The 20706-nt window shown below is 64.3% G+C and carries 18 protein-coding genes; 14 read left to right on the top strand and 4 right to left on the bottom strand.

Translation table 11 applies throughout. From position 1 onward, the window contains the following. Nucleotides 1-5 precede the first annotated feature (5 nt). Nucleotides 6-815, bottom strand: a complete 810-nt coding sequence (locus tag NKJ73_RS04845; RefSeq protein ID WP_352568544.1) for a transporter substrate-binding domain-containing protein — start codon at nucleotides 813-815, stop codon at nucleotides 6-8. Nucleotides 816-951: 136 nt separating this feature from the next. After that, complete coding sequence (speB, locus tag NKJ73_RS04840; protein WP_023676981.1) at nucleotides 952-2013, bottom strand: agmatinase; 1062 nt, start codon at nucleotides 2011-2013, stop codon at nucleotides 952-954. Nucleotides 2014-2196: 183 nt separating this feature from the next. Between speB and gcvA the strand changes: the two genes are divergently transcribed. The 8 genes from gcvA (at nucleotide 2197) to NKJ73_RS04800 (ending at nucleotide 11234) form a co-directional block, all read left to right on the top strand. Then, nucleotides 2197-3171 carry a transcriptional regulator GcvA gene (gene gcvA / locus NKJ73_RS04835; RefSeq protein ID WP_352568543.1) on the top strand — a complete coding sequence of 325 codons (975 nt, stop codon included), beginning with the start codon at nucleotides 2197-2199 and terminating at the stop codon, nucleotides 3169-3171. 192 nt (nucleotides 3172-3363) lie between these two features. Then, complete coding sequence (pncB, locus tag NKJ73_RS04830; protein ID WP_023676979.1) at nucleotides 3364-4668, top strand: nicotinate phosphoribosyltransferase; 1305 nt, start codon at nucleotides 3364-3366, stop codon at nucleotides 4666-4668. A 169-nt stretch (nucleotides 4669-4837) separates the two neighbouring features. Beyond that, nucleotides 4838-6268: a hypothetical protein gene (locus NKJ73_RS04825; protein ID WP_023676978.1), complete on the top strand. Its 1431-nt coding sequence runs from the start codon at nucleotides 4838-4840 to the stop codon at nucleotides 6266-6268. A gap of 162 nt (nucleotides 6269-6430) precedes the next feature. Next, nucleotides 6431-7735, top strand: coding sequence for an ABC transporter substrate-binding protein (locus NKJ73_RS04820; RefSeq protein ID WP_352568542.1), 1305 nt, complete (start codon nucleotides 6431-6433; stop codon nucleotides 7733-7735). A gap of 221 nt (nucleotides 7736-7956) precedes the next feature. Beyond that, nucleotides 7957-8838 carry a branched-chain amino acid ABC transporter permease gene (locus NKJ73_RS04815; protein ID WP_352568540.1) on the top strand — a complete coding sequence of 294 codons (882 nt, stop codon included), beginning with the start codon at nucleotides 7957-7959 and terminating at the stop codon, nucleotides 8836-8838. Continuing rightward, complete coding sequence (locus tag NKJ73_RS04810; protein ID WP_023676975.1) at nucleotides 8835-9797, top strand: branched-chain amino acid ABC transporter permease; 963 nt, start codon at nucleotides 8835-8837, stop codon at nucleotides 9795-9797. The genes NKJ73_RS04815 and NKJ73_RS04810 overlap by 4 nt, the downstream gene beginning before the upstream one ends. After that, entirely contained in the window at nucleotides 9794-10522 is a 729-nt protein-coding gene (locus tag NKJ73_RS04805) for an ABC transporter ATP-binding protein (RefSeq protein WP_023676974.1), read from the top strand. Before NKJ73_RS04810 ends, NKJ73_RS04805 begins: the two co-directional genes overlap by 4 nt. Further along, the gene (locus tag NKJ73_RS04800) at nucleotides 10515-11234 is read left to right on the top strand and encodes an ABC transporter ATP-binding protein (RefSeq protein ID WP_023676973.1); all 720 of its coding nucleotides are present in this window, start codon (nucleotides 10515-10517) and stop codon (nucleotides 11232-11234) included. Before NKJ73_RS04805 ends, NKJ73_RS04800 begins: the two co-directional genes overlap by 8 nt. Here the strand turns inward: NKJ73_RS04800 and NKJ73_RS04795 are convergent, their stop codons facing one another. Together NKJ73_RS04795 and pncA are read right to left on the bottom strand one after the other, a co-directional pair. Further along, nucleotides 11235-12560: a sodium:proton antiporter gene (locus NKJ73_RS04795; protein ID WP_502905362.1), complete on the bottom strand. Its 1326-nt coding sequence runs from the start codon at nucleotides 12558-12560 to the stop codon at nucleotides 11235-11237. 142 nt (nucleotides 12561-12702) lie between these two features. Continuing rightward, nucleotides 12703-13302 carry a bifunctional nicotinamidase/pyrazinamidase gene (pncA, locus tag NKJ73_RS04790; protein WP_023676971.1) on the bottom strand — a complete coding sequence of 200 codons (600 nt, stop codon included), beginning with the start codon at nucleotides 13300-13302 and terminating at the stop codon, nucleotides 12703-12705. A 272-nt stretch (nucleotides 13303-13574) separates the two neighbouring features. Between pncA and NKJ73_RS04785 the strand changes: the two genes are divergently transcribed. The 6 genes from NKJ73_RS04785 to NKJ73_RS04760 are packed head-to-tail and all read left to right on the top strand — an operon-like array spanning nucleotide 13575 to nucleotide 20639. Continuing rightward, nucleotides 13575-14435: an FAD binding domain-containing protein gene (locus tag NKJ73_RS04785; RefSeq protein WP_023676970.1), complete on the top strand. Its 861-nt coding sequence runs from the start codon at nucleotides 13575-13577 to the stop codon at nucleotides 14433-14435. Continuing rightward, nucleotides 14435-17191: a molybdopterin-dependent oxidoreductase gene (locus tag NKJ73_RS04780; RefSeq protein WP_352568539.1), complete on the top strand. Its 2757-nt coding sequence runs from the start codon at nucleotides 14435-14437 to the stop codon at nucleotides 17189-17191. Before NKJ73_RS04785 ends, NKJ73_RS04780 begins: the two co-directional genes overlap by 1 nt. Continuing rightward, nucleotides 17188-18732, top strand: a complete 1545-nt coding sequence (locus tag NKJ73_RS04775) for a hypothetical protein (protein ID WP_023676968.1) — start codon at nucleotides 17188-17190, stop codon at nucleotides 18730-18732. The genes NKJ73_RS04780 and NKJ73_RS04775 overlap by 4 nt, the downstream gene beginning before the upstream one ends. Next, nucleotides 18729-19604 carry a UPF0280 family protein gene (locus NKJ73_RS04770; protein ID WP_352568538.1) on the top strand — a complete coding sequence of 292 codons (876 nt, stop codon included), beginning with the start codon at nucleotides 18729-18731 and terminating at the stop codon, nucleotides 19602-19604. The genes NKJ73_RS04775 and NKJ73_RS04770 overlap by 4 nt, the downstream gene beginning before the upstream one ends. Beyond that, nucleotides 19597-20181, top strand: coding sequence for an amino acid synthesis family protein (locus NKJ73_RS04765; RefSeq protein ID WP_352568537.1), 585 nt, complete (start codon nucleotides 19597-19599; stop codon nucleotides 20179-20181). The genes NKJ73_RS04770 and NKJ73_RS04765 overlap by 8 nt, the downstream gene beginning before the upstream one ends. Then, on the top strand, nucleotides 20178-20639 hold the full coding sequence (locus NKJ73_RS04760) for a MarR family winged helix-turn-helix transcriptional regulator (protein ID WP_352568575.1): 462 nt from the start codon (nucleotides 20178-20180) through the stop codon (nucleotides 20637-20639). The genes NKJ73_RS04765 and NKJ73_RS04760 overlap by 4 nt, the downstream gene beginning before the upstream one ends. The last annotated feature ends 67 nt before the right edge of the window (nucleotides 20640-20706 follow it).

The raw sequence follows: 20706 nt of genomic DNA, 5'->3' as shown, positions 1-20706 counted from the left end.
GGCCATCAATCCTTGAGATTGGCGGGATCGAGCGGCGTCTTCAGCCAGGCTTTCGAGCTTTCGTCCAGTCTGCCGTCGGCCAGCATCTTGGCAACCGCATCGTTGACCGCTTGTTTGAGGCGGTCTTCCTTCTTGTTGAGGCCGATATGCGAGGGCGAGGTGAGAAGCTGGAATTTCTGCTCCGGCTTCAGTTCCTCCTGCCGGGCGAGCACCTGGGCGCCGACATCGTTGCCGACCACCATCAGTTGGGTCTGACCCGAAATGAAGGCCTGGATGACGGAATTGTAGTTGTCGAAACGGCGGATGTCGGCCGAGGCCGGTGCCGCCTCGGTCAGCGAGGTATCCTCCAGCGTGCCGCGATTGACGGCGATCGACTTGTCGGCGAGGTCTTCCTTGCCTTTGACCGCAAGAGCTGCCGGGCCGATGACGGCGATGTAATAGGGCGCGTAGGCGGCGGCGAAATCGATCACCTGCTCACGCTCCTTGGAATAGCCGACGCTCATCAGCAGGTCGACGCGCTTGTCGGTAAGGTACGGGATGCGGTTCTGGCCGGTCACGCTGACCAGATTGAGCTTGACCTTGAGCTGGTCGGCGATGGATTGCGCCACGTCGATGTCGTAGCCCTTGATGCTCATGTCGGCGCTGGCCGAGGAGAAGGGCGGGAAGTCGGAAAAGATGCCGACATTGATGGCGCCGGCCTTGGCTATGTCGTCGATCGCGTCGGCATTGACGGCCTGCGTCGTGAAAGCAAAACCGGTCGCGCCGAGCATCAGCACGGCGGCGATGGACGATTTGAGTTTCATGTGAAGTGTCATTGTCATTCCCCTGCTGGAAGCTTGTTTGTTTGAGTGCAACCGCCGGCTCCAGCGCGGCGGTCGCCTTTGGATTCTCTAGTGGACCATGATCTTCTCCGAAAACCGGTTCCCACTTTCGGGATCATGGTCGAGCGTGTCAGCCCGCCTTGCCGGTGATTGCCGGGCTGAAGACCATCAGGCTGAGGATCTCGAACAGCACCTGCGCGCCGGCGTGCGCCGTGTTGGTGGTCGCGTCGTACTGCGGTGCCACCTCGACCACGTCGCCGCCGACGATGTTGAGTCCCTTCAGGCCGCGCAGCAGCTCGAGCACTTCGCGCGTCGTCAGCCCGCCGACCTCCGGCGTGCCGGTGCCCGGTGCGAAGGCCGGATCGATGCTGTCGATGTCGAAGGAGACATAGGTCGGGCCGTCGCCGACTATCCTGCGCGCCTTCTCGATAATGGCGGGAATGCCGAGGCCGGTCACCTCTTCGGCATGCACGACGGTCATGCCGGACTCATAAGTGAACTCCCACAGATACTCGGCCGAGCCGCGAATGCCGATCTGGATAGTGCGGCTCGGGTCGAGCACGCCGTCCAGCACCGCGTTGCGGAACGGCCCGCCATGGTGGAACTTGGTCATGTCGAACAGGCCGCTGGTATCGCAGTGCGCGTCGATATGGATCATGCCCACCGGCGCCCTCTTGCCGACAGCCTTCAGGATCGGGTGGCTGATCGAATGGTCGCCGCCGACAGACAAGGGCAGGACGCCGGCGTCGACGATCTGGTTGGTGCGGCGTTCGATGTCGTCATGGCTGGTCTCCAGCCGGTAGCGGCTCTGGAACGGCACGTCGCCGATGTCGGCGACCTTCAGCTCATGCGTCGGCGCGCATTCCAGCACATGGTTGTAGGGGCCGATGCGCTCGATGGCGCGCAGCGCCCTTGGCCCGAAACGGGCGCCCGGCCGGTTGGTGACGCCCAGATCCATCGGCACACCGATCATCGCCACCTGCAGATCGCCGAAATCCGGATTGTCGGCGGCGATTTCACGATAGGGCGCCGCGAGGAAGGTCGGGATGCCGGAATAGGGCGCCAGTCGCGTGCCGGTCTTGGAGAAGATCTTGTCGGCGACACGCTGGAATTTCGGGTCGAACATTTCGCCGCCATGGCTCTCGCCGTATTTGCGGCGCAACGCTTCGAGCTTGCCGCGGTCGTAACCCATGTCGGTCCTCCATGGCTGGTGCGGCGCGCGGACAGCGGCCCCGATAGCCGCAGCCGTCGGCTGCCTGCAGATTTCACGTCGTGATGCAATGCCTAGGCAAAGTGTCCCGTAGCTGCATTGAAAAATCAATTGATATTGTTAGTGTGTTATCTGTGAGAAAATCTCACAGAGCCTAGGGTCCAAATGGCCAAGCGTTTGCCACCGCTCAACCCGCTGCGCGCCTTCGAGGCGACGGCGCGCCACGCCTCGCTGAGCAAGGCGGCGGCTGAGCTCAACGTCACCCACGGCGCCATCAGCCATCAGATCAAGGCGCTCGAGCAATCGTTGGGTGTCAAGCTGTTCGAGCGTGCCGGTCAGCGGGTGAAGCTGACGCCACACGGCGCCGAGTTGCTTCCGGCGGTGTCGACCGCCTTCGACGGCATTGCCGCCGCCACGCAGCGCATGACGAGGCCGGCCAGCACCGGCGTTCTCTCTGTATCCTGCGTGCCGGCGCTACTGTTGCTGTGGATGATCCCGCGGCTGGGCAGCTTCACCTCGCAATATCCGGATATCAGGCTGACGCTGATCCCATCCAATGATGCCAAGGACGTCCGCGCACCGCATATCGATGTCTGCGTGCACTATGGTGACGGCAGCTGGACCGACTGCTGGATGCGCAAATGGTCGGGCCTCGAACTGTTCCCGGTGGTCAGCCCGACGCTGATCAACAACCGCCCGATCCGCACCGTCCGCGACCTCGCCGATCACGTCTTCCTGCATGGCGACGACGGCCGCGGATGGCATACCTGGCTGGCCGCCGCCGACGCGCTGGACCTGGAGCGCGGCCGCCGCCATCATCTCGGCGATGCGCGCATGGCGACCGAGGCGGCTGTCCACGGCCATGGCGTGGCGCTCGGCGATACGGTGACGGCAAGCGGACTGCTCGCCAGGGGCCTGCTTGTCGCCCCGTTCAGTCTTTCCGTGCCGGCCGTCGACGATTTCTACGTCGTCTGCCGCAACGAGATGCGGTCGGCGCCGATCGTGCAATTGTTCATCGACTGGCTGTTTGCCGAGAAAGAGCAGGCCGACCGCCGCGCCGACGCGCCGGTGGCAGGCCGCATCGGCATTCGCCGCAAGCGTCCAGCGCTCAAGGTGGTCGGCGCCAAGACCGCATCCTGAGGCCGAAACTGCCGTAGGCGCCGCTTGCCGCAGCGGCTTCTTTTTGTCGGGCCAGCCCGCAAAGCGGGAGGCGCGTTCAAAAATTCGATGCTAAGAGGCATTTGGAGCAATTCCAGGAAAAGTGCGCAGCGGTTTTCCGTCCGGAATTGCGCTAGACAAAAGCTAGAGCGAGCAGCGAAGGCGCATTGAGCGATGGCAAAGACCGATATAGCGCGGCGCGTCTACAATCACACCTGGAAGCTCGACCCGATCGTCCGCAGCTTGCTCGACACCGATTTCTACAAGCTTCTGATGCTGCAGATGATCTGGGGCATGTATCCCAAGGTCGACGCCACCTTCTCGCTGATCAACCGCACCACCTCGGTCCGCCTTGCCGAGGAGATCGATGAGACGGAGCTGCGCGAGCAGCTCGACCATGCCCGCACCTTGCGCTTCTCTAAGAAAGAGATGATCTGGCTCGGCGGCAACACCTTCTATGGCCGCAAGCAGATATTCGAACCGGAATTCCTCGCCTGGCTGGAAAATTTCCGGCTGCCCGAATACGAGCTTTCCAAGCGCGACGGCCAATACGAACTCGTCTTCAGCGGCCCGTGGATGTACACGACGCTGTGGGAGATCCCGGCGCTGGCAATTATCAATGAACTTCGATCTCGCGCGGCCATGCGGGCGTTCGGGCCGTTCGCGCTCGACGTGCTCTATGCCCGCGCCAAGGCCAAGATGTGGGCCAAGACCGAGCGGCTGAAGGCGCTGCCCGGCATCCGCATCTCGGATTTCGGCACCCGCCGCCGTCATTCTTTCCTGTGGCAGCGCTGGTGCGTCGAAGCGTTGAAGGAGGGCATCGGCGAGGCCTTCACTGGCACCTCCAACGTGCTGCTCGCCATGGACAACGATCTCGAGGCGCTCGGCACCAATGCGCATGAACTGCCGATGGTGTTCGCCGCGCTCACCAATTCGGAAAAGGAATTGAAACAGTCGCCCTACAACGTGCTGCAGGACTGGCAGCGCTACTACGGCGGCAACCTGCTGATCGTACTGCCGGACACCTTCGGCACCGCGGCGTTCCTGCGCGATGCACCGGACTGGGTCGCCGACTGGACCGGCTTCCGCCCCGATAGCGCGCCGCCGATCGAAGGCGGTGAGAAAATCATTTCCTGGTGGCGCGAAAAGGGCAAGGACCCCAAGCAGAAGCTGCTCATCTTCTCGGATGGGCTGGAGGTCGAGACCATCGAGGAAACCTACCGCCACTTCCGCGGCAAGGTGCGCATGTCCTTCGGCTGGGGCACCAACCTGACCAACGATTTCGAGGGCTGCGCGCCGACCGAGACCAACCGGCTAGACGCCATCTCGCTGGTCTGCAAGGTCACCGAAGCCAACGGCAGGCCGGCGGTCAAACTTTCCGACAATCCGGCCAAGTCGACAGGCGACGAGAAAGAGATCGAGCGCTATTTGCGCATCTTCGGCCAGAAGGACCGCGTGGAGCAGTTGGTGAAGGTGTGAGGTAGGGGAACTCTTGCGTAGTATGAGTTCCTTCGCGCCCCCCTCTGTCCTGCCGGACATCTCCCCCACGAGGGGGGAGATTGCGCCCTCATTGCTGCTTTCGCCAATCGCTAAAGTTGCAGAAGGAGAGCCGACGGCGGAACCGCCGATCTCCCCCCAAGTGGGGGAGATGTCCGGCAGGACAGAGGGGGGCGCCGTAGAGCGCCGTCGTTACAGTTTAGCTCTCGTCATTGTTGCCTTTGCATTCTTGCCCACGCCCGCCTTCGCCCACGCCTCCGACCGCGGCCACGTCCTGCTCCTTCCCACCCGCTACTACCTTGCCGGCGGCGCGCTCGCGGTTGCCGCCAGTTTCCTTGTCCTGGCGCTACTGCCGCCGGACTCCCTCGACCGCTTCTGGCGCAAACGCCTGCCGCTGTTCACCTTCGGTGACACCGCGCGGACTGCCGTCAGCCTGGTATCCTTTGCCGGCTTTGCAATTCTGATTGCCGCCGGCCTGTTCGGCAGCCGCGATCCGCTTTCCAATCCGATGCCGCTGACCGTATGGACGCTTCTCTGGGTTGGCCTGGCTCTGTTGCAGGGGCTCGCCGGCGATCTCTGGTCGTGGCTCAACCCCTGGTACGGGCCATGCCGCGTCGCCTCGCGCCTGTCCGGCAGAACGCAGCCGTATCTGCTCCCCCAACGGCTCGGCTATTGGCCGGCTTTCCTGCTGTTCTTCGCCTTCGCCTGGTTCGAGCTGATCGACCCTGCGCCCGACGATCCGGCGCGGCTGGCCTGGGCCGCCGGCCTCTACTGGCTGCTGAGCTTCGCCGCCATGCAGGTCTTCGGCTACCGCGACTGGACCCTGCGCGGTGAGTTCCTGACCGTGTTCTTTTCCATGGTGGCGCGCTTCGCCATCGTCGAACGTATTGCAGACGGCCGGCTAAAACTCTGCTGGCCGGGCGCCAAGCTGCTCGCTGCCGCGCCGCTACCGCTCAGCGGCGTCGCTTTCCTGCTGCTTGCGCTGTCGTCGGTGTCCTTCGACGGCCTGTCGAAAACCTTCTTCTGGCTAGGCTGGTTCGGCATCAATCCGGTGGAATTTCCGGGACGCACCGCTTTGATCGGCATCGGCAGCTTCGGCCTTGTGATGACCTTTGCCGTGCTTGCGGCCGTGTTCGAGCTCGCCGTCTTTCTTGGCCAGAACCTTGCCGGCAGCAAGCATTCGCTCGGTCACGCCGCCGGGCTTTTGGTCTGGTCGATCGTACCGATCGCGCTCGCCTACCACTTCGCGCATTATCTGACGGCGCTGCTGGTCGACGGCCAATATGCGATTGCCGCTCTCTCCGACCCGTTTGCGCTGGGCTGGAACCTGTTCGGTACCGCCGACATGTCAATTGAAGCCGGCGTCGTCGCCGGTGCCGGTTCGGCGTGGTGGCTGTGGAACCTCCAGGCCGGCGTCATCATAGCCGGCCACATGCTTGCTGTGCTTGTCGCCCATGGCTTGGCCTGGCGGCTGCACGCCATTCCGGCTCGCGCCGCGCTCAGCCAGTTCCCGCTCACCGTGCTGATGATCGCCTACACCGTCCTCGGCCTATGGCTGCTTGCGACGCCGAGCGCCGGATGAACGAGGTGTGCGATGCCCGTCAATCGAACCTTGGGGAAAGCTCGCTTGCCACGTCAGAGCTTTGGTGATTTAGTTTGTACACATGCAATTTTCGCCCCTCTTAACAAGAGTGGCCTGCCTGCTACAGCCATTGGTCAAAGCTCAAAAACAAGGGGAACTGCCGTGACTGACAAGAATGGGTTTTTCGATCTCTCCAGATCCGCTCTCACCCGCCGCACGGCGCTGAAGGGCCTTGCCGCCGGCGTCGGTCTTGCCGTCGCGCCGGGTTTCGTGCGTTACAGCCAGGCGCAGAGCTCGGCGCCGATCAAGATCGGCTTCCAGTCGCACCGCACCGGCATCGGCGCCGCCTATGGCCGCTGGTACGAGAAGACCACAGCGGCTGCCGTCAAGGCGATCAACGATTCCGGCGGCATCAACGGCCGGCCGGTCGACGTGATCATCGAGGATGACGGCACCGATCCCGGCCGGGGCGCCGAAGTCGTCGGCAAGTTCGCCTCCCAGCACAAGACCGACATCGTCTACGGCACGCTGTTTTCGCATGTCGTCATCGGCTCGGCGCCGGCCGCCGGCGAGGCCAAGATGCCCTATTTCGTTGTCAGCGAAGGCCACCACGTCGCCTCGACCAAATTGAACCGCTACATCTTCCAGCCCGGCATCACCGATGTGAAGAGCCAGATCCAGTCGATGGCACCGTGGATTGCCGCCAATGCCGGCAAGAAGGTGACGCAGATCTTCCCCGATTTCGCTTTCGGCTATGACCATCGCGACTACCTGCCGCCGGCGCTGAAGGCGCAAGGCGCCGAGGTCATTGCGCAGATCGCGATTCCGCCGACGGAATCCTCCTTCACCAAATATTTCCCGCAGATCCCCGCGGAGACCGAGGTGATCTACCACGTCATGGTCGGCCCGGCGGTGCTCACCTTCGTCAAGGAGCTCGGCGAGTTCTACGGCTCCAATCGGCCGCAATTGTTCGGCTTCATCGATTCGCTCGAAGCCACCGACATCAACAGCCCCGGCCTCGAATTCCTCGACGGTAGCCATTTCTGGGAAGGCTCGCCGCGCTACGCGCAGCCCGATGATTCCCCCGCACAGAAGGCCTACCGCGCCGCCGTCGGCATCGATGACAATGGTGCCGCCGTCGGCGACCCCAAGGACGTCTCCACCGCCGCGCACATGTTCGGCTGCTGGGAAACGCTCTACGTCGTCAAGAAGGCGATGGAGGATGCCGGCTACAAGGGCCCGGAAGACCGCGCCAAGCTGGTCGAGGCGACCGAGGCGTTGACCGAGTTCGCCGAGGGGCCCGAGCATCCGCAGGGACCGAAAACCTTCAACGGCAAGATCCACCAGTGCTTTGGTATCCAGAACATCTCCAAGGTCGAAGGCGGCCGGCTGAATGTCGTCCACAAGACCAAGATCGAGGACGGCCTCTATGAGCCTGAGGGGGATTACACGACGCAGACGCTGTGAGCTTGGTTTCATTAAGCACAGTGCGCTTCGGCCCACCCCCCTCTGTCCTGCCGGACATCTCCCCCTCAAGGGGGGAGATTGGCTGTCACCAGCGCTTTCGCCAATCGCAAAGGCCGGTAGGTGGCCGCCTTCGCGGGAACTGCCAATCTCCCCCCTTGAGGGGGAGATGTCCGGCAGGACAGAGGGGGGTGCGCCTCGCACCTGCGATGGGTGTGTAACCGATGCACTTCGGACCCCACCTGCTCCTCGCCGCCCTCGAAGGCCTCGTCACCTCCGCCGTGCTGGCGCTGACGGCGCTTGGCCTGTCGCTGGTGTTCGGCGTCATGCGCGTCGTCAATGTCGCGCATGGCGAGTTTTTCATGCTCGGCGCGGTGCTTGCCTGGGCGATCTCTACGGCGATATCCGGCCATCCGGCGCTCGGCTTCCTGGCCGCCCTGGTGCTGGCGCCGCTGATCGTCGGCCTGATCGCGCTGGTCGCCGAACGGCTGGTGCTGCGCCGGCTCAACTACAATCCGGAAGCCACCATCGTCGCCACCATCGGCATGCTCTACATCATCCAGCAATTGGCGCTGACCTTCTACGGCCCGGAGGCGCGGCCGGTGGAGCCGCCGTTCAGCTACCGCATCCTCCTGCCGTGGTTCGGCTATTCCGGCTACAAGCTGTCGATCATCGCCGCGTCGGCGCTGCTGCTGGTCGCGACCTGGCTGGTGCTGACGCGCACGAAAATCGGCCTCGTCATGCGCGCCACGCAATATGACAGCGAGACGGCGCAGGCCTTCGGCATCCCGGTGACGAGAGTCTATGCCGGTGTTTTCGCGCTCGGCGCCATGCTGGCTGCTGTCGCCGCGGTGCTGATCGTGCCGATCAGCCAGGCCCACTATCTGATGGGACAGGACCCGCTGTTGCTGTCGTTCATCGTCGTCATCATCGGCGGCCTCGGCTCGCTGCGAGGCACGGTCGTCGCCGCGGTGCTGATCGGCCTTTCCGACGGCATCATCTCGGTGTTCTTCTCACCGACGCTGGCCAAGATCATCGCCACCTTGCTCGTCGCCATGGTGCTGGTGTTCCGGCCGCAGGGCCTGTTCGGGACGACATCGCGATGAAGGATGCTTCGCCGGCAAAGCCATATGCGCTGCACCTCGGCGTCATCGCCCTGCTTTTCGGGCTTAGCTTCGTCCTGCCGGAATACCATCACGGCCTGCTCGCCCGCATCATGGTGCTGGCGGTCTTCGCCATGGGCTACAATCTGCTGTTCGGCTATGTCGGGCTGCTTAGCCTCGGCCATGCCATGTTCTTTTCAGCCGGGCTCTATGGCGCCGGCCTTGCCGTCATCCATCTCGGCTGGAGCGTGCCGGCCGCCTTCGCAGCCGGGCTTGCCTGCGGCGCGCTTCTCGCGCTGGTGATCGGGCTGCTGGCGCTGCGCACCTCCGGCGTCGCCTTCATGATCGTCACTATGATGTTCGCGCAGGTATTCTATCTCGTCATCCTCTATTTCGCTGCCTGGACCGGTGGCGACCAGGGCATGGTCGTGCCGCAGCCGATGCGTGTCCTTGTCCTGGGCAGCACGTCGCTCGACCTCACCAACCCGACCGTGCGCTATATGAGCGCGCTGGCACTGTTCTCGATCGTGCTGCTCATAAGCCTGGCGATAGTCCGCTCCGGCTACGGTCGCGTGCTGGTCGCCATCCGCGAGAACGAAGAGCGGACCAAAATGCTTGGCTATGATACATTTTCCAACAAGCTCGCCGCCGTCGTCATCTCAGGCAGCATCTGCGCGGCTTCCGGCGCGGCCTATGCGCTGCTGTTCGGCTATGTCGGCTCGAGCTTCGCTTCGGTGCAATATTCCATCCTGCCGCTGCTCTGGGTGCTGCTGGGCGGTGCCGCTACCACGCTCGGTCCGCTGATCGGCACGCTGTTCATGTATTATGTCATCGATGTCGCCAGCGGCTACACCTCGGCCTATCTGCTGATCGTCGGCATAGCGCTCATCCTGCTGGTGCTGTTCTTCCCGAGAGGCATTCTCGGCAGCATCCGCCAGCGCTGGCTCGGGTGGTTGCCATGATGCCGCTGCTCACCACCAAAGGCCTGTCGCGCAGTTTCGGCGGCTTGCGCGCCGTCGACGGCGTCGACTTCGCGCTGATGCCGGGCGAGATCCGCGCTGTCATCGGCCCCAACGGTGCCGGCAAGACCACCTTCGTCAGCCTGGTCAGCGGCCGTATCCAGCCCTCGTCGGGCATGATCGTCTTCGACGGCGCGGACATCACCAATCTGCCGGCCTACGCCAGGGTTCGCCTTGGCGTCGCCTACACTTTCCAGATCACCAGCGTCTTTGCCAATCTCAGCGCCTACGACAATGTTGCCCTGCCGGTGCAGCGCACGCTGACCGACGGCCGCTCGAAGGGCGCGGTTCACACCGGCGTCATGGCCGCGCTCGAGCGTACCGGCCTTGCCGACCGCGCCGACATGCCGGCCGGGCAGCTGTCCTACGGTCACCAGCGGTTGCTGGAAGTGGCGATGGGACTGGCACTGAAGCCGCGGCTGCTGATCCTCGACGAACCGACGCAAGGGCTGGCCGACAGCGAGATCGATAATTTCATCGAGCTGGTGCGCGAGATCGCCGATAGCGCCACCGTGCTTTTGATCGAGCACAACATGCCGGTGGTCATGCGGCTCGCCGACCGCATCACCGTCTTCAACGCCGGCAGGATTTTGGCTGAAGGCACGCCCGAGCAGATCCGCGCCAATGCCGCGGTGCAGGACGCCTATCTGGGGACGACCCATGGCTGAGGCCCAGTCCAAGGCACTGACGATCTCCGGGGTCGACTGCTTCTATGGCGAGGTCCAGGTGCTCTATGGCCTCGATCTTGTCTTGAACGAGGGCGAAGTGCTCTGCCTGTTCGGCCGCAACGGCGCCGGCAAGACGACGACGCTGAAGGCAATCATGGGCCTGGTGCCGGTAAGCTCAGGCTCGATCCGGCTCGAAGGGCGGGAATTGACCGGCTTGCCGGCGCACGAGGTGCCCAAGGCCGGCCTCGCCTACGTGCCGCAGGGCCGGCGGCTGTTCGCCGAGATGACGGTGGCTGAAAACATCGAGATCGGCCTGATGGCCCGCAACAAGGGCAAGGCGACGCGCGAAAACGTGCTCGATCTTTTTCCGCTGCTGCGCCAGCGCCTCAGGCAGCGTTCCGGCACGCTGTCCGGCGGTGAGCAGCAGATGCTGGCCATGGCCCGCGCCCTGTGCCTGGAACCACAGGTGCTTCTGCTCGACGAGCCGACCGAAGGGCTGATGCCGTCGATGATCGCCAAGATCCGCGAAACGGTGTCGAAGCTGCGTGCGCTTGGCGTGTCGACAATTCTTGTCGAGCAGCGCGTCGATGCCGTGCTCTCGGTCGCAGACCGCGTTTGTTTCATCGAAAACGGCCGCAACCGCGAGACGGTCGACGTTGAGGAGCTGCGTGCCGATCCCTCGGCGGTCCGTCGCTATGTCGGCGTCGGATGATCAGGCAAAGAACAGCAAGCCGGCAAGCAGGAATGTCGGGATCAGCACCGCGCCCGACCATGCCATATAGCCAAAGAAGCTCGGCATCTTGATGCCGCGATGCCTGGCAATGGCATAGACCATGAAATTCGGCGCATTGCCGACATAGGTGTTGGCGCCCATGAACACCGCGCCTGCCGAGATCGCCGCCAGCGTCGAGGCGAACTCGGTCATCAGATGCTGCGCATCGCCGCCAGCCAGCTCGAAGAACACCAGATAGGTCGGCGCATTGTCGAGGAAGGACGACAGCGCTCCGGTCAGCCAGAAATAGGCAAGGTTGTCCGGCGCGCCGGTCGGCGAACTGACCAGCAGCACCAACGGCGCCAGCGCGCCGTCGAGCCCGGCCCGCAATATGGCGACGACCGGCACGATGCAGATGAAGATGCTGGCGAACAGCTTCGCCACCTCGGCAATCGGCCCCCAGTTGAAGGCGTTTGCGCCGCGAAACTCCTTCGGCGAGACGACAAGCGAAGTGAAGGCCAGTATCAGGATGGCGGCGTCGCGCACCAGATTCTGCAGCTCGAGGCTGACGCCCTGAAAAGAGAAACTCACTCCCGGCTTCCAGGCAGCGGAAATCAGGATCGCGGCGATTACGCCGGCCAGCAGCGGGATGTTGGCCAGGCCGCGAATGCGCACCTTGCTGTCGGGCGTCGGATCCTTGATCTTCGGCGCGCCTTCCTCCCGGCGATGCATGATGATGTCGATCGCCAGGAAAACAGCCAGCACCACGCCGGCGACGAACAGCGTCTCGGGCAGCAGGTGAACTGTCGTCCAGAAGAAATCGACGCCGCGCAGAAAGCCGACGAACAGCGGCGGATCGCCCAGCGGCGTTAGCGACCCGCCGATGTTGGAAACCAGGAAGATGAAAAAGATGACGACATGGGCGTTGAAGCGCCGGTTGTCGTTGGCGCGGATGAGCGGCCGGATCAGGATCATCGAGGCGCCGGTTGTGCCAATGATCGAGGCAAGCAGCGCCCCTCCCAGCAACAGCCCGGCATTGACCAGCGGCGTGCCGTGTATGTTGCCGGCAACGAAGATACCGCCCGAAATGGTGAACAGCGCAAACAGCAGGATGATGAACGACATGTATTCGGTGAGCAGCGCATGCAGCACCGCCTGCGTGGCGGACGGGATGCCGAAGGCGATGGCCAGCGGCCCGATCACCAACGCTGCCCAGAAGGCAGCGATCTTGCCGTAATGGTGCTCCCAAGCATGATGGAACAGCAGCGGGCCGGTCGCGATGCAAAGCAATAGCCCGGCAAACGGCAGCACCCACCAAAGCGACATGGCGGCGCCCGGCAATTCGTGCGCTTCGGCCGCGAGAACCGCTCTCGGAGAAAAGATTGCTGCAATAAGTGCAGCACTTGCCGTCAACGCCGCAAACCGCATGAAGCCCCTCAAAAGTCTGTCAGGTTCGGGTGGATGACGTTCAAATCAGTGTCACGCCGGCATCGCGCATCCGGCCCAGCATCCTCTCCACGGAGCCGTTGAGATCGATGCCGCGGCAGGCGTCGAGCCGCACGGACGTCTCAAAACCGAGCTTGACTGCGTCGAGCGCCGAAAAGGCGACGCAGAAATCCGTCGCCAGGCCGACCAGGGTCAGCGTCTCGATGTTCCGATCCCGGAGATAGCCGGCAAGGCCGGTCGGCGTCGTCCGGTCGTTCTCGAAGAATGCGGAATAGCTGTCGATCGCAGGACGGAACCCCTTGCGGATCACCAGCTCGGCCTTGCTCCAGGCGAGGCCCGAATGGAAATCCGATCCCAGGCTGCCCTGGATGCAGTGATCCGGCCACAGCGTCTGGTGGCCATAAGGCACGTCGATCGTTTCGAACGGGTGCTTGCCGGGGTGGCTGGAGGCAAAGCTCGAATGGCCGGCAGGGTGCCAGTCCTGCGTCAGCAGGACGTGCTCGGTCCGCCGGATCAGGTCATTGACCAACGGCACGATTTCGTCGCCACCGGCCACTTCAAGGGCGCCACCCGGGCAGAAATCGTTCTGCAGGTCGATAACGACAAGCGCTTCGTCGGCCATGGAGCCTCCTTATTTTCTTGGTCTTGAGCTTAGGCTCCAATGAAAACGCGACCGGACGCAGAAACTTGACCAGATGGCCGGCTGCGTCAACCTCTCATGGCATAACAAATGCGTTCCGGGTGCACCGGTGCCAACAGCCGTGCAAACTCTGGCTTTGACAATTCCTGCCGGCTTGATATCATTTGCATACGAATGAATTTCCTGCCTTGAATGCTCGGGAAAATCTTTCGGCAGGATCCCCTCTCGGGAAGCCCATTCTGGGAAGGCAAAGCGTGATCCGTTACGCAAAACCCACCACGGTCGACGACGCCCTCGCTTTGCTGGGCGAAGGGCAATGGCGCATCCTCGCCGGCGGCACCGACTTCTATCCGGCACAGGGCAGCAAGCCTTTCCGCGACAATGTCCTCGATATCAATGGCCTGGTGGCATTGCGCGGCATTGCCGAAGCCGAAAACCATTGGCTCGTCGGCGCGCGCACCACCTGGACCGATCTCGTCCGCCATCCTCTGCCGGCGGCTTTCGACGCGCTGAAGCAGGCGGCGCGGGAAGTCGGCTCGGTGCAGATCCAGAACGTTGCCTCGATTGCCGGCAATCTCTGCAACGCCTCGCCGGCCGCCGACGGCGTGCCGCCGCTGCTGGTGCTCGATGCCGAAGTCGAACTGCGTTCCGCTGTGGCGACCCGGCATCTGCCCCTTGCAGAATTCATCCTCGGCAACCGTCGCACCGCACTGCAGCCCGGCGAAATGGTCATGGCAATCCGCATTCCCAAACCCGCGACCGCCGGCAGCTCCGCCTTCGTGAAACTCGGCGCGCGGCGTTATCTCGTCATCTCCATCGCCATGGCCGCCGCACGCCTGGCCGTCGAAGATGGTAGGGTCAGGAACGCGGCCGTCGCCGTCGGTTCCTGCTCGGTTGTCGCCAGGCGCCTGGCGGGTGTCGAGGCGGCGCTACGCGGCCGGCCCGTCGGCCACGCGCTGGCCACTGCGATCCAATCCGCACCGATGGACGAGCTGTCGCCGATCGGCGACGTGCGCGGCAGCGCCGAATATCGGCTGGACGCTGCGCGCGAGATCGTCGCCCGCGCCGTGCTTGGTGCGATGGGCGCTGTTCCCGACGAAAGGGCGGCGGCCTGATGGACATGGAGCGCGCCGACATCGCCTTCGAAGTCAACGGCGCCGCCGTCAGCGTTTGCGTGCCGCCGGTGCGGCGGCTGTCCGCGGTGTTGCGCGACGAACTGCGGCTGACCGGCACCAAGATCGGCTGCGATGCCGGCGATTGCGGCGCCTGCACGGTGCTGGTCGACGGCGAGCCGGTCTGCGCCTGCCTGATGCCCGCGGCTTCCGCCTCCGGCACCGTGGTGACGACCGTCGAAGGCCTCGCCAATGGCCGGTTGTCGGCGCTGCAGGCTTCGTTCCTCAGCCATGGCGCAGCGCAATGCGGCGCCTGCACGCCCGGCCTGCTGGTCGCGGCAACGGCACTCCTGGACAGGACGCCTTGCCCGAGCGAGGCCGAAACGCAGGATGCACTGGGCGGCGTGCTCTGCCGCTGTACCGGCTACCGCAAGATCGTCGCCGCGGTGATGGATGCTTGGCGCCACGCCGACGGTCTCGATCAGCGCATGCCATCCTCTGGCCATGCCGTCGGCTCCTCCCCGATCCGCCTCGATGGCCTTCCGAAAGTCACTGGCGGCGAAAAATTCGGCGGTGATTCATTCCCGGCCGACGCATTGTCGGTGTTGGTGGTCCGCTCGCCGCATTATCATGCCGCTTTCACTTTTGGCGATCTCGGCAGCTGGGTGAAATCCCGTCCTGGCATTGCCGGCGTCTTCACCGCCGCCGACATTCTGGGAAAGAATTGTTTCGGCGTCATCGCGCCCTTCGCCGACCAGCCGGCGCTGGCCGAAGGGGTTTCGCGCTTTCGCGGTGAGGCGGTGGCGCTGGTCGCCGGCGAACGCGAGGCTATCCTCGATCTCGACCTAGCCGATTTCCCTGTCAGTTGGACCGAGTTGCCGCATTTTCTGGAAACTGGCGAAGCGCAGGCCGGCGGTGCGCAACTAGTCCATGAAAACCGGCCCTCGAACCTGCTCACCTCCGGCTTCGTGGAGCGTGGCGACCCCGAAGCCGCGCTCGCCGGTGCGGCTTTCGCCGTTTCCGGCGCCATCCACACTTCCTATGTCGAGCACGCCTATATCGAACCGGAAGCCGGCTATGCCTTCATGGACGGCGACACGCTGGTCGTCGTCGCCTGCACGCAGGCGCCCTATATGGACCGTGACGACACGGCAAAAGTGCTCGGCCTTGCCCCGGAACAGGTGCGCATCGTGCCGACCGCCACCGGCGGCGGCTTCGGCTCCAAGCTCGACGTCTCGCTGCAACCGCTCATCGGCCTCGTCGCCATGAAAACCGGCCGGCCGGCGGCGCTCGCCTACAGCCGCACCGAATCGATGATCTCGACCACCAAGCGCCATCCCGCTCAGATGAGAGCGAGCATCGGCGCCGATGCCGACGGCCGCATCACCGGCATGGTCTTCGCCGGCGATTTCAACACCGGCGCCTATGCCAGTTGGGGGCCGACGGTCGCCAACCGCGTGCCGGTGCACGCCTCCGGCCCCTATGCGACGCCGAACTATCGGGCCGAAGGCCGCGCCATCCACACCAATGGCCCGATTGCCGGCGCCTTTCGCGGTTTCGGCGTGCCGCAGGCGACGATCATGCAGGAGACCCTCTATGACGACCTGGCCGACAAGCTCGGCATGGATCGGCTCGACTTTCGCCTGAAGAACTGCCTTCGGAACGGATCCGAAACAGTCACCGGCCAGCGGCTCGAGTCGGGCGTCGGCATCGCCGACTGCCTCGAGGCCCTGCGCTCACATTGGCGGCGTGCCCTAACTGACGCCGACGCGTTCAACGCCCGTAGCAGCGGCGAAAAAAAACGCGGCGTCGGCGTCGCCTCTTGCTGGTACGGTTGCGGCAACACCTCGCTGCCCAATCCGTCGACCATCAAGGTCGGCATCTCGGCATCGGGCGAAGTCGTCCTGCATCAGGGGGCGGTCGATATCGGGCAAGGTTCGAACACTGTCATCGCGCAGATCTGCGCCGACGCGTTGGGTCTTCCGCTTGAAAAGCTGCGGCTGAAAGGCGCCGACACGGCGATCACCCCCGACGCCGGCAAGACGTCGGCCTCGCGCCAGACCTTCGTCACCGGCAAGGCCGCCGAAAAGGCCGGCCGCGCCTTGCGCGATGAGATCTTGCGTTTCGCCAATGTCTCGGAAAAGGCGGCGATTGCGCTGGACGGCACAAGTCTGAGCATCGGGGAAGGCGAAGCGACGCGCCGCATCGATCTTTCCTCGCTGAAGGCAGACGCCGAAGGCTTTGTCTTCCGTGCCGAGGAAAGCTATGACCCGCCGACGCTGCCGCTCGATGCCAAGGGCCAAGGCAAGCCTTATGCCGTCTATGGCTATGGCGCCCAGATCGCCGAACTGGAGGTCGACCTCAGGCTCGGCACCGTGAAGCTTATAAAAATCACCGCCGCGCACGATATCGGCAAGGCCATCAACCCTTTACTGGCAGAGGGCCAGATCGAGGGTGGCATCGCCCAGGGCATCGGCATGGCGCTGATGGAAGAATATATCCCCGGCCGCACCGAAAACCTGCACGACTATCTGATCCCGACGATCGGCGACGTGCCACCGATCGAGACCATCCTGATAGAAGTTCCGGATCCGGAAGGACCCTTCGGCGCCAAGGGTTTGGGCGAGCATGTGCTGATCCCGACGGCGCCGGCGATCCTCAACGCCATCCGCCACGCCACCGGTGTGCTGGTCACCAAAATTCCGGCGACGCCGACCCGCATTCGCGCCGCCATCCTCGACAAGGAGGCGCGCCGATGAGCGAGCTTGCCGAACGCTTCGAGACACACGATCCCGGCGAGAAGCTGGTGGCCGAGAAGATCCGCTGCGATGCCTGTCCGGTCATGTGCTACATCGCCGAAAGCCGCACCGGCGCCTGCGACCGCTACGGCAATGTTGGCGGCAGGATCGTGCGGATGGATCCACTGACCATCCTCGACCACGCGGCCGAGACCGGCGCCGCAATCGTACCCTTTGCCGAAGAAGGCGAGACATGGGACGGCGAACTGGTCAACACCGGCCGCCGCTTCGTCACCGCCATCGGCGCCGGCACCACCTATCCCGATTACAAGCCGGCGCCCTTCATCGTCAGCCAGGAGGTCGAGGGCGTCGATCTGGTCACCGTCGTCACCGAGGGCATCTTCTCCTATTGCGGCGTCAAGGTGAAGATCGACACCGACCGTCATATCGGCCCCGAAACGGCGACGGTCCGTGCCCAAGGCGAGGCGATCGGCCATGTCACGACCGGCGAATACGGCTCGCAGATGCTGTCGCTGGGCGGCGTACATCATTTGACCGGCGGCTCGAAGGCTGAAGGGCGCGCCACCTGCGACGCCATGCTCGCCCTGTGCAACCGCAAACCGGTTGAACTCGTCATCGACGGCGGCGCCACCGTCATCGTCGAAGCCGGCAAGCCGCCGGTCATCGACGGCAAGCTCGAGCAGCGCATGCGCGTCGGCTGCGGTTCGGCTACCATAGGCATGTTCGCGACCCAATGGCGCGGCCTTGTCGACGAGGTGGTGGTGGTCGATGACCACATCACCGGCGTCGTCTCCGAGCATCAGGCCGGCAAGGTGCTTGGCTGGCAGGATACCGGCATCAAGATCATCGGCCGCCGTTCGACGCCGGGCCGTTATTTCAAGGTGTCGGAGCCCGGCCTCGGCTGGGGCGGCACCAGCATTTCCGACCCGCTGTCGATCCTTGGTGAATGGAACGCCAAAAAGGGTGCGCGCCCCGGCATGTCGCTGCTGATGGTCTCGACCACCGGCGAGCAATTCGCCTATTACGAGCTCGACGACGAACTGAAGCCGGTCCAGAAACCGTTCCCGGAGCGGCTGCGGAAGTCGGTCGAACTGATCGAGGACAATTGCGAGCCGGCGCTCTGCACCGTGCTTTTCGTCGGCGGCGCCGGCGGCTCGCTGCGCGCCGGCGTCACCGAGAACCCGGTCAATCTGACCCGCTCGGTGCAGGGCTTGACGACCTATGTGACGGTCGGCGGCGCGCCGGTCTATGTCTGGCCGGGCGGCGGCATCACGCTGATGGTCGACGTCACCCGCGTCCCGGAAGGCGCCTTCGGCTATGTGCCGACCCCGGCGCTGGTGGCGCCGATCGAGTTCACCATGCGCCGCGACGATTATGTCAGGCTTGGCGGCTACGAAGGCGAAATCCGCAGCGTCGACGATATCCTGGCCAAGGGCGGCGAATATCTCAATCCGCGCCGCGGCACGGCCGCACCCCGTGACAATCCCTGGCCGCCGCTGGCGCAGTTGCGTCGCGCGGCCGCAAACGGGGCCGGGCGATGAACGGCCCGCAGGCGCATTGGCTCGAGGACGGCCGGAGGCTTCACCTCAATCATGGGCCGATCGACCTGATCGTCGAGGCATTCGGCGAGGCGAGTGAATGCAGCGCCGCATATCGCCAGGCAGTGGCGCGCTTCCAGACAATCCTGCCCGAACTGGTCGAAGAGTTGCCGGAACTGCGGCGCCCGGCCGCCTCGCGGCCACGTGCTTTCGCTGGCCCGACGGCGCGCCGCATGGAAGCGGCAGTCGTTCCGCTAGCGAAACAATTCATCACACCGATGGCGGCCGTCGCCGGCTCGGTAGCCGACGAAGTGCTTGGCGCGCTGCTTGCCGGCCGCCGGCTCGAGCGCGCCTATGTCAACAATGGCGGCGACAGCGCGATCTATCTCGGCCACGGGCAGTCGATGACGCTTGCCATTGCCGGGACAGGTCATGGGTTGGCAGATCGTCTCACGATCCGCCCCGAAGACGGGATCCGCGGTGTCGCGACAAGCGGCTGGCGCGGCCGCTCCTTTTCGCTGGGCATCGCCGACGCGGTCACGGTGCTGGCGCGAACGGGTGCTGAAGCCGATGCCGCCGCGACCTTGATCGCCAACGCCGTCGACCTGCCCGGTCATCCGGCCGTTAGGCGCGTTCGGGCGCGCGATCTCGCACCTGACAGCGATCTCGGCGACCGTTTGGTGACGCAGGGCGTGGGGCCGCTTTCCGCCCTTGAAATCGATATTGCACTGGAAGGTGGATTTGCCGGTGCCGAGGAGTTTCGGCGGCGCGGCCTGATTGCCGCCGCGGCGCTTTTCCTCGGCGGTCAGGCACGCATCGCAGGTCCGATGGCACTCGCCAATAAGGTTTTAGAGAGGGAAATTGCTCATGCCTGAGTTTCCGATCCGCAAGATCGCCGTGCTGACCGAAGAGATTTTTCACGAAGGCGGGCCGGTGGCGAAGGTGCCGCGACGCCGCGCGGCGGCCATGGCCGTGGTCAAGAACCCGTTCGCCGGCCGTTACGTCGAGGAACTGCAGAGCGCCATGGAGGATTTGAAGCCGCTCGGGCTGCTGCTCTCCGACAGGCTTGTTGCCGCATTGGGCGGCGACGTCAAACAGATCGACGGTTACGGCAAGGGCGCCATCGTCGGCATGGCGGGCGAGCTGGAGCATGGCGCGCTGTGGCATGTGCCGGGCGGCTATGCCATGCGCGAACGGCTCGGCGACGCCAAGGCGATCGTGCCCTCGGCGAAGAAGGTCGGCGGCTTCGGCGCGCGGCTCGATGTGCCGCTCGGCCACATCAACGCCGCCTATGTGCGCAGCCATTTCGATGCCATGGAAATCGGCATCAGCGATGGCCCCCGTCCCGACGAGATCCTGTTTTGCCTCGCCATGACCTGCGGCCCGCGCGTGCACGACCGCATGGGTGGGCTGGCGGCCAAGGACATTAAGGCATGGGATGGGCTGCGGTGAGCGCCGAGGACAATCTGCTCAAGCTGGTCGAGGCCGAGGAGCCTGACGAAAACGACTATCGCTTGCAGGAGCAGGTCGGCTTCATCCTGCGCAAGGCGCATCAGCGCCATGTCTCGATCTTCGCCGCACACATCGCCGATCTGACGCCGCCGCAATTTGCCGCTTTGGCCAAATTGCACGACGTCGGCGAGACCTCGCAGAACCAGCTTGGCAGCCTGATCGCCATGGATGCGGCGACCGTGAAGGGCGTCATCGACCGGCTGAAAGCGCGTGGCTTTGTCGAACTTAGCAAACACGAAGTCGACAAACGGCGCCTGCTGGTCAATCTGACCGCCGAGGGGCGCGACGCGATCGAGCGGCTGATTCCGCTTGCCCGTGAGATTACGCAGGAAACGCTGGCGCCGCTTTCCGCCAAGGAAGCGGCCATTTTCATGAAGCTACTGGCCAAGCTGGCTTGAGCTGCTGCCTGCCGGCATTTGGTTGTTGTTCCTGCCGGGCGCTGAACGCCCGGCAGGAAAGCCTCGT

The organism is Mesorhizobium sp. M0074, assembly GCF_040322975.1.
Lineage (GTDB): Bacteria > Pseudomonadota > Alphaproteobacteria > Rhizobiales > Rhizobiaceae > Mesorhizobium.
The sequence above is the reverse complement of the archived record's forward strand: the minus strand, read 5'-3'. Positions and strand labels throughout refer to the sequence as shown.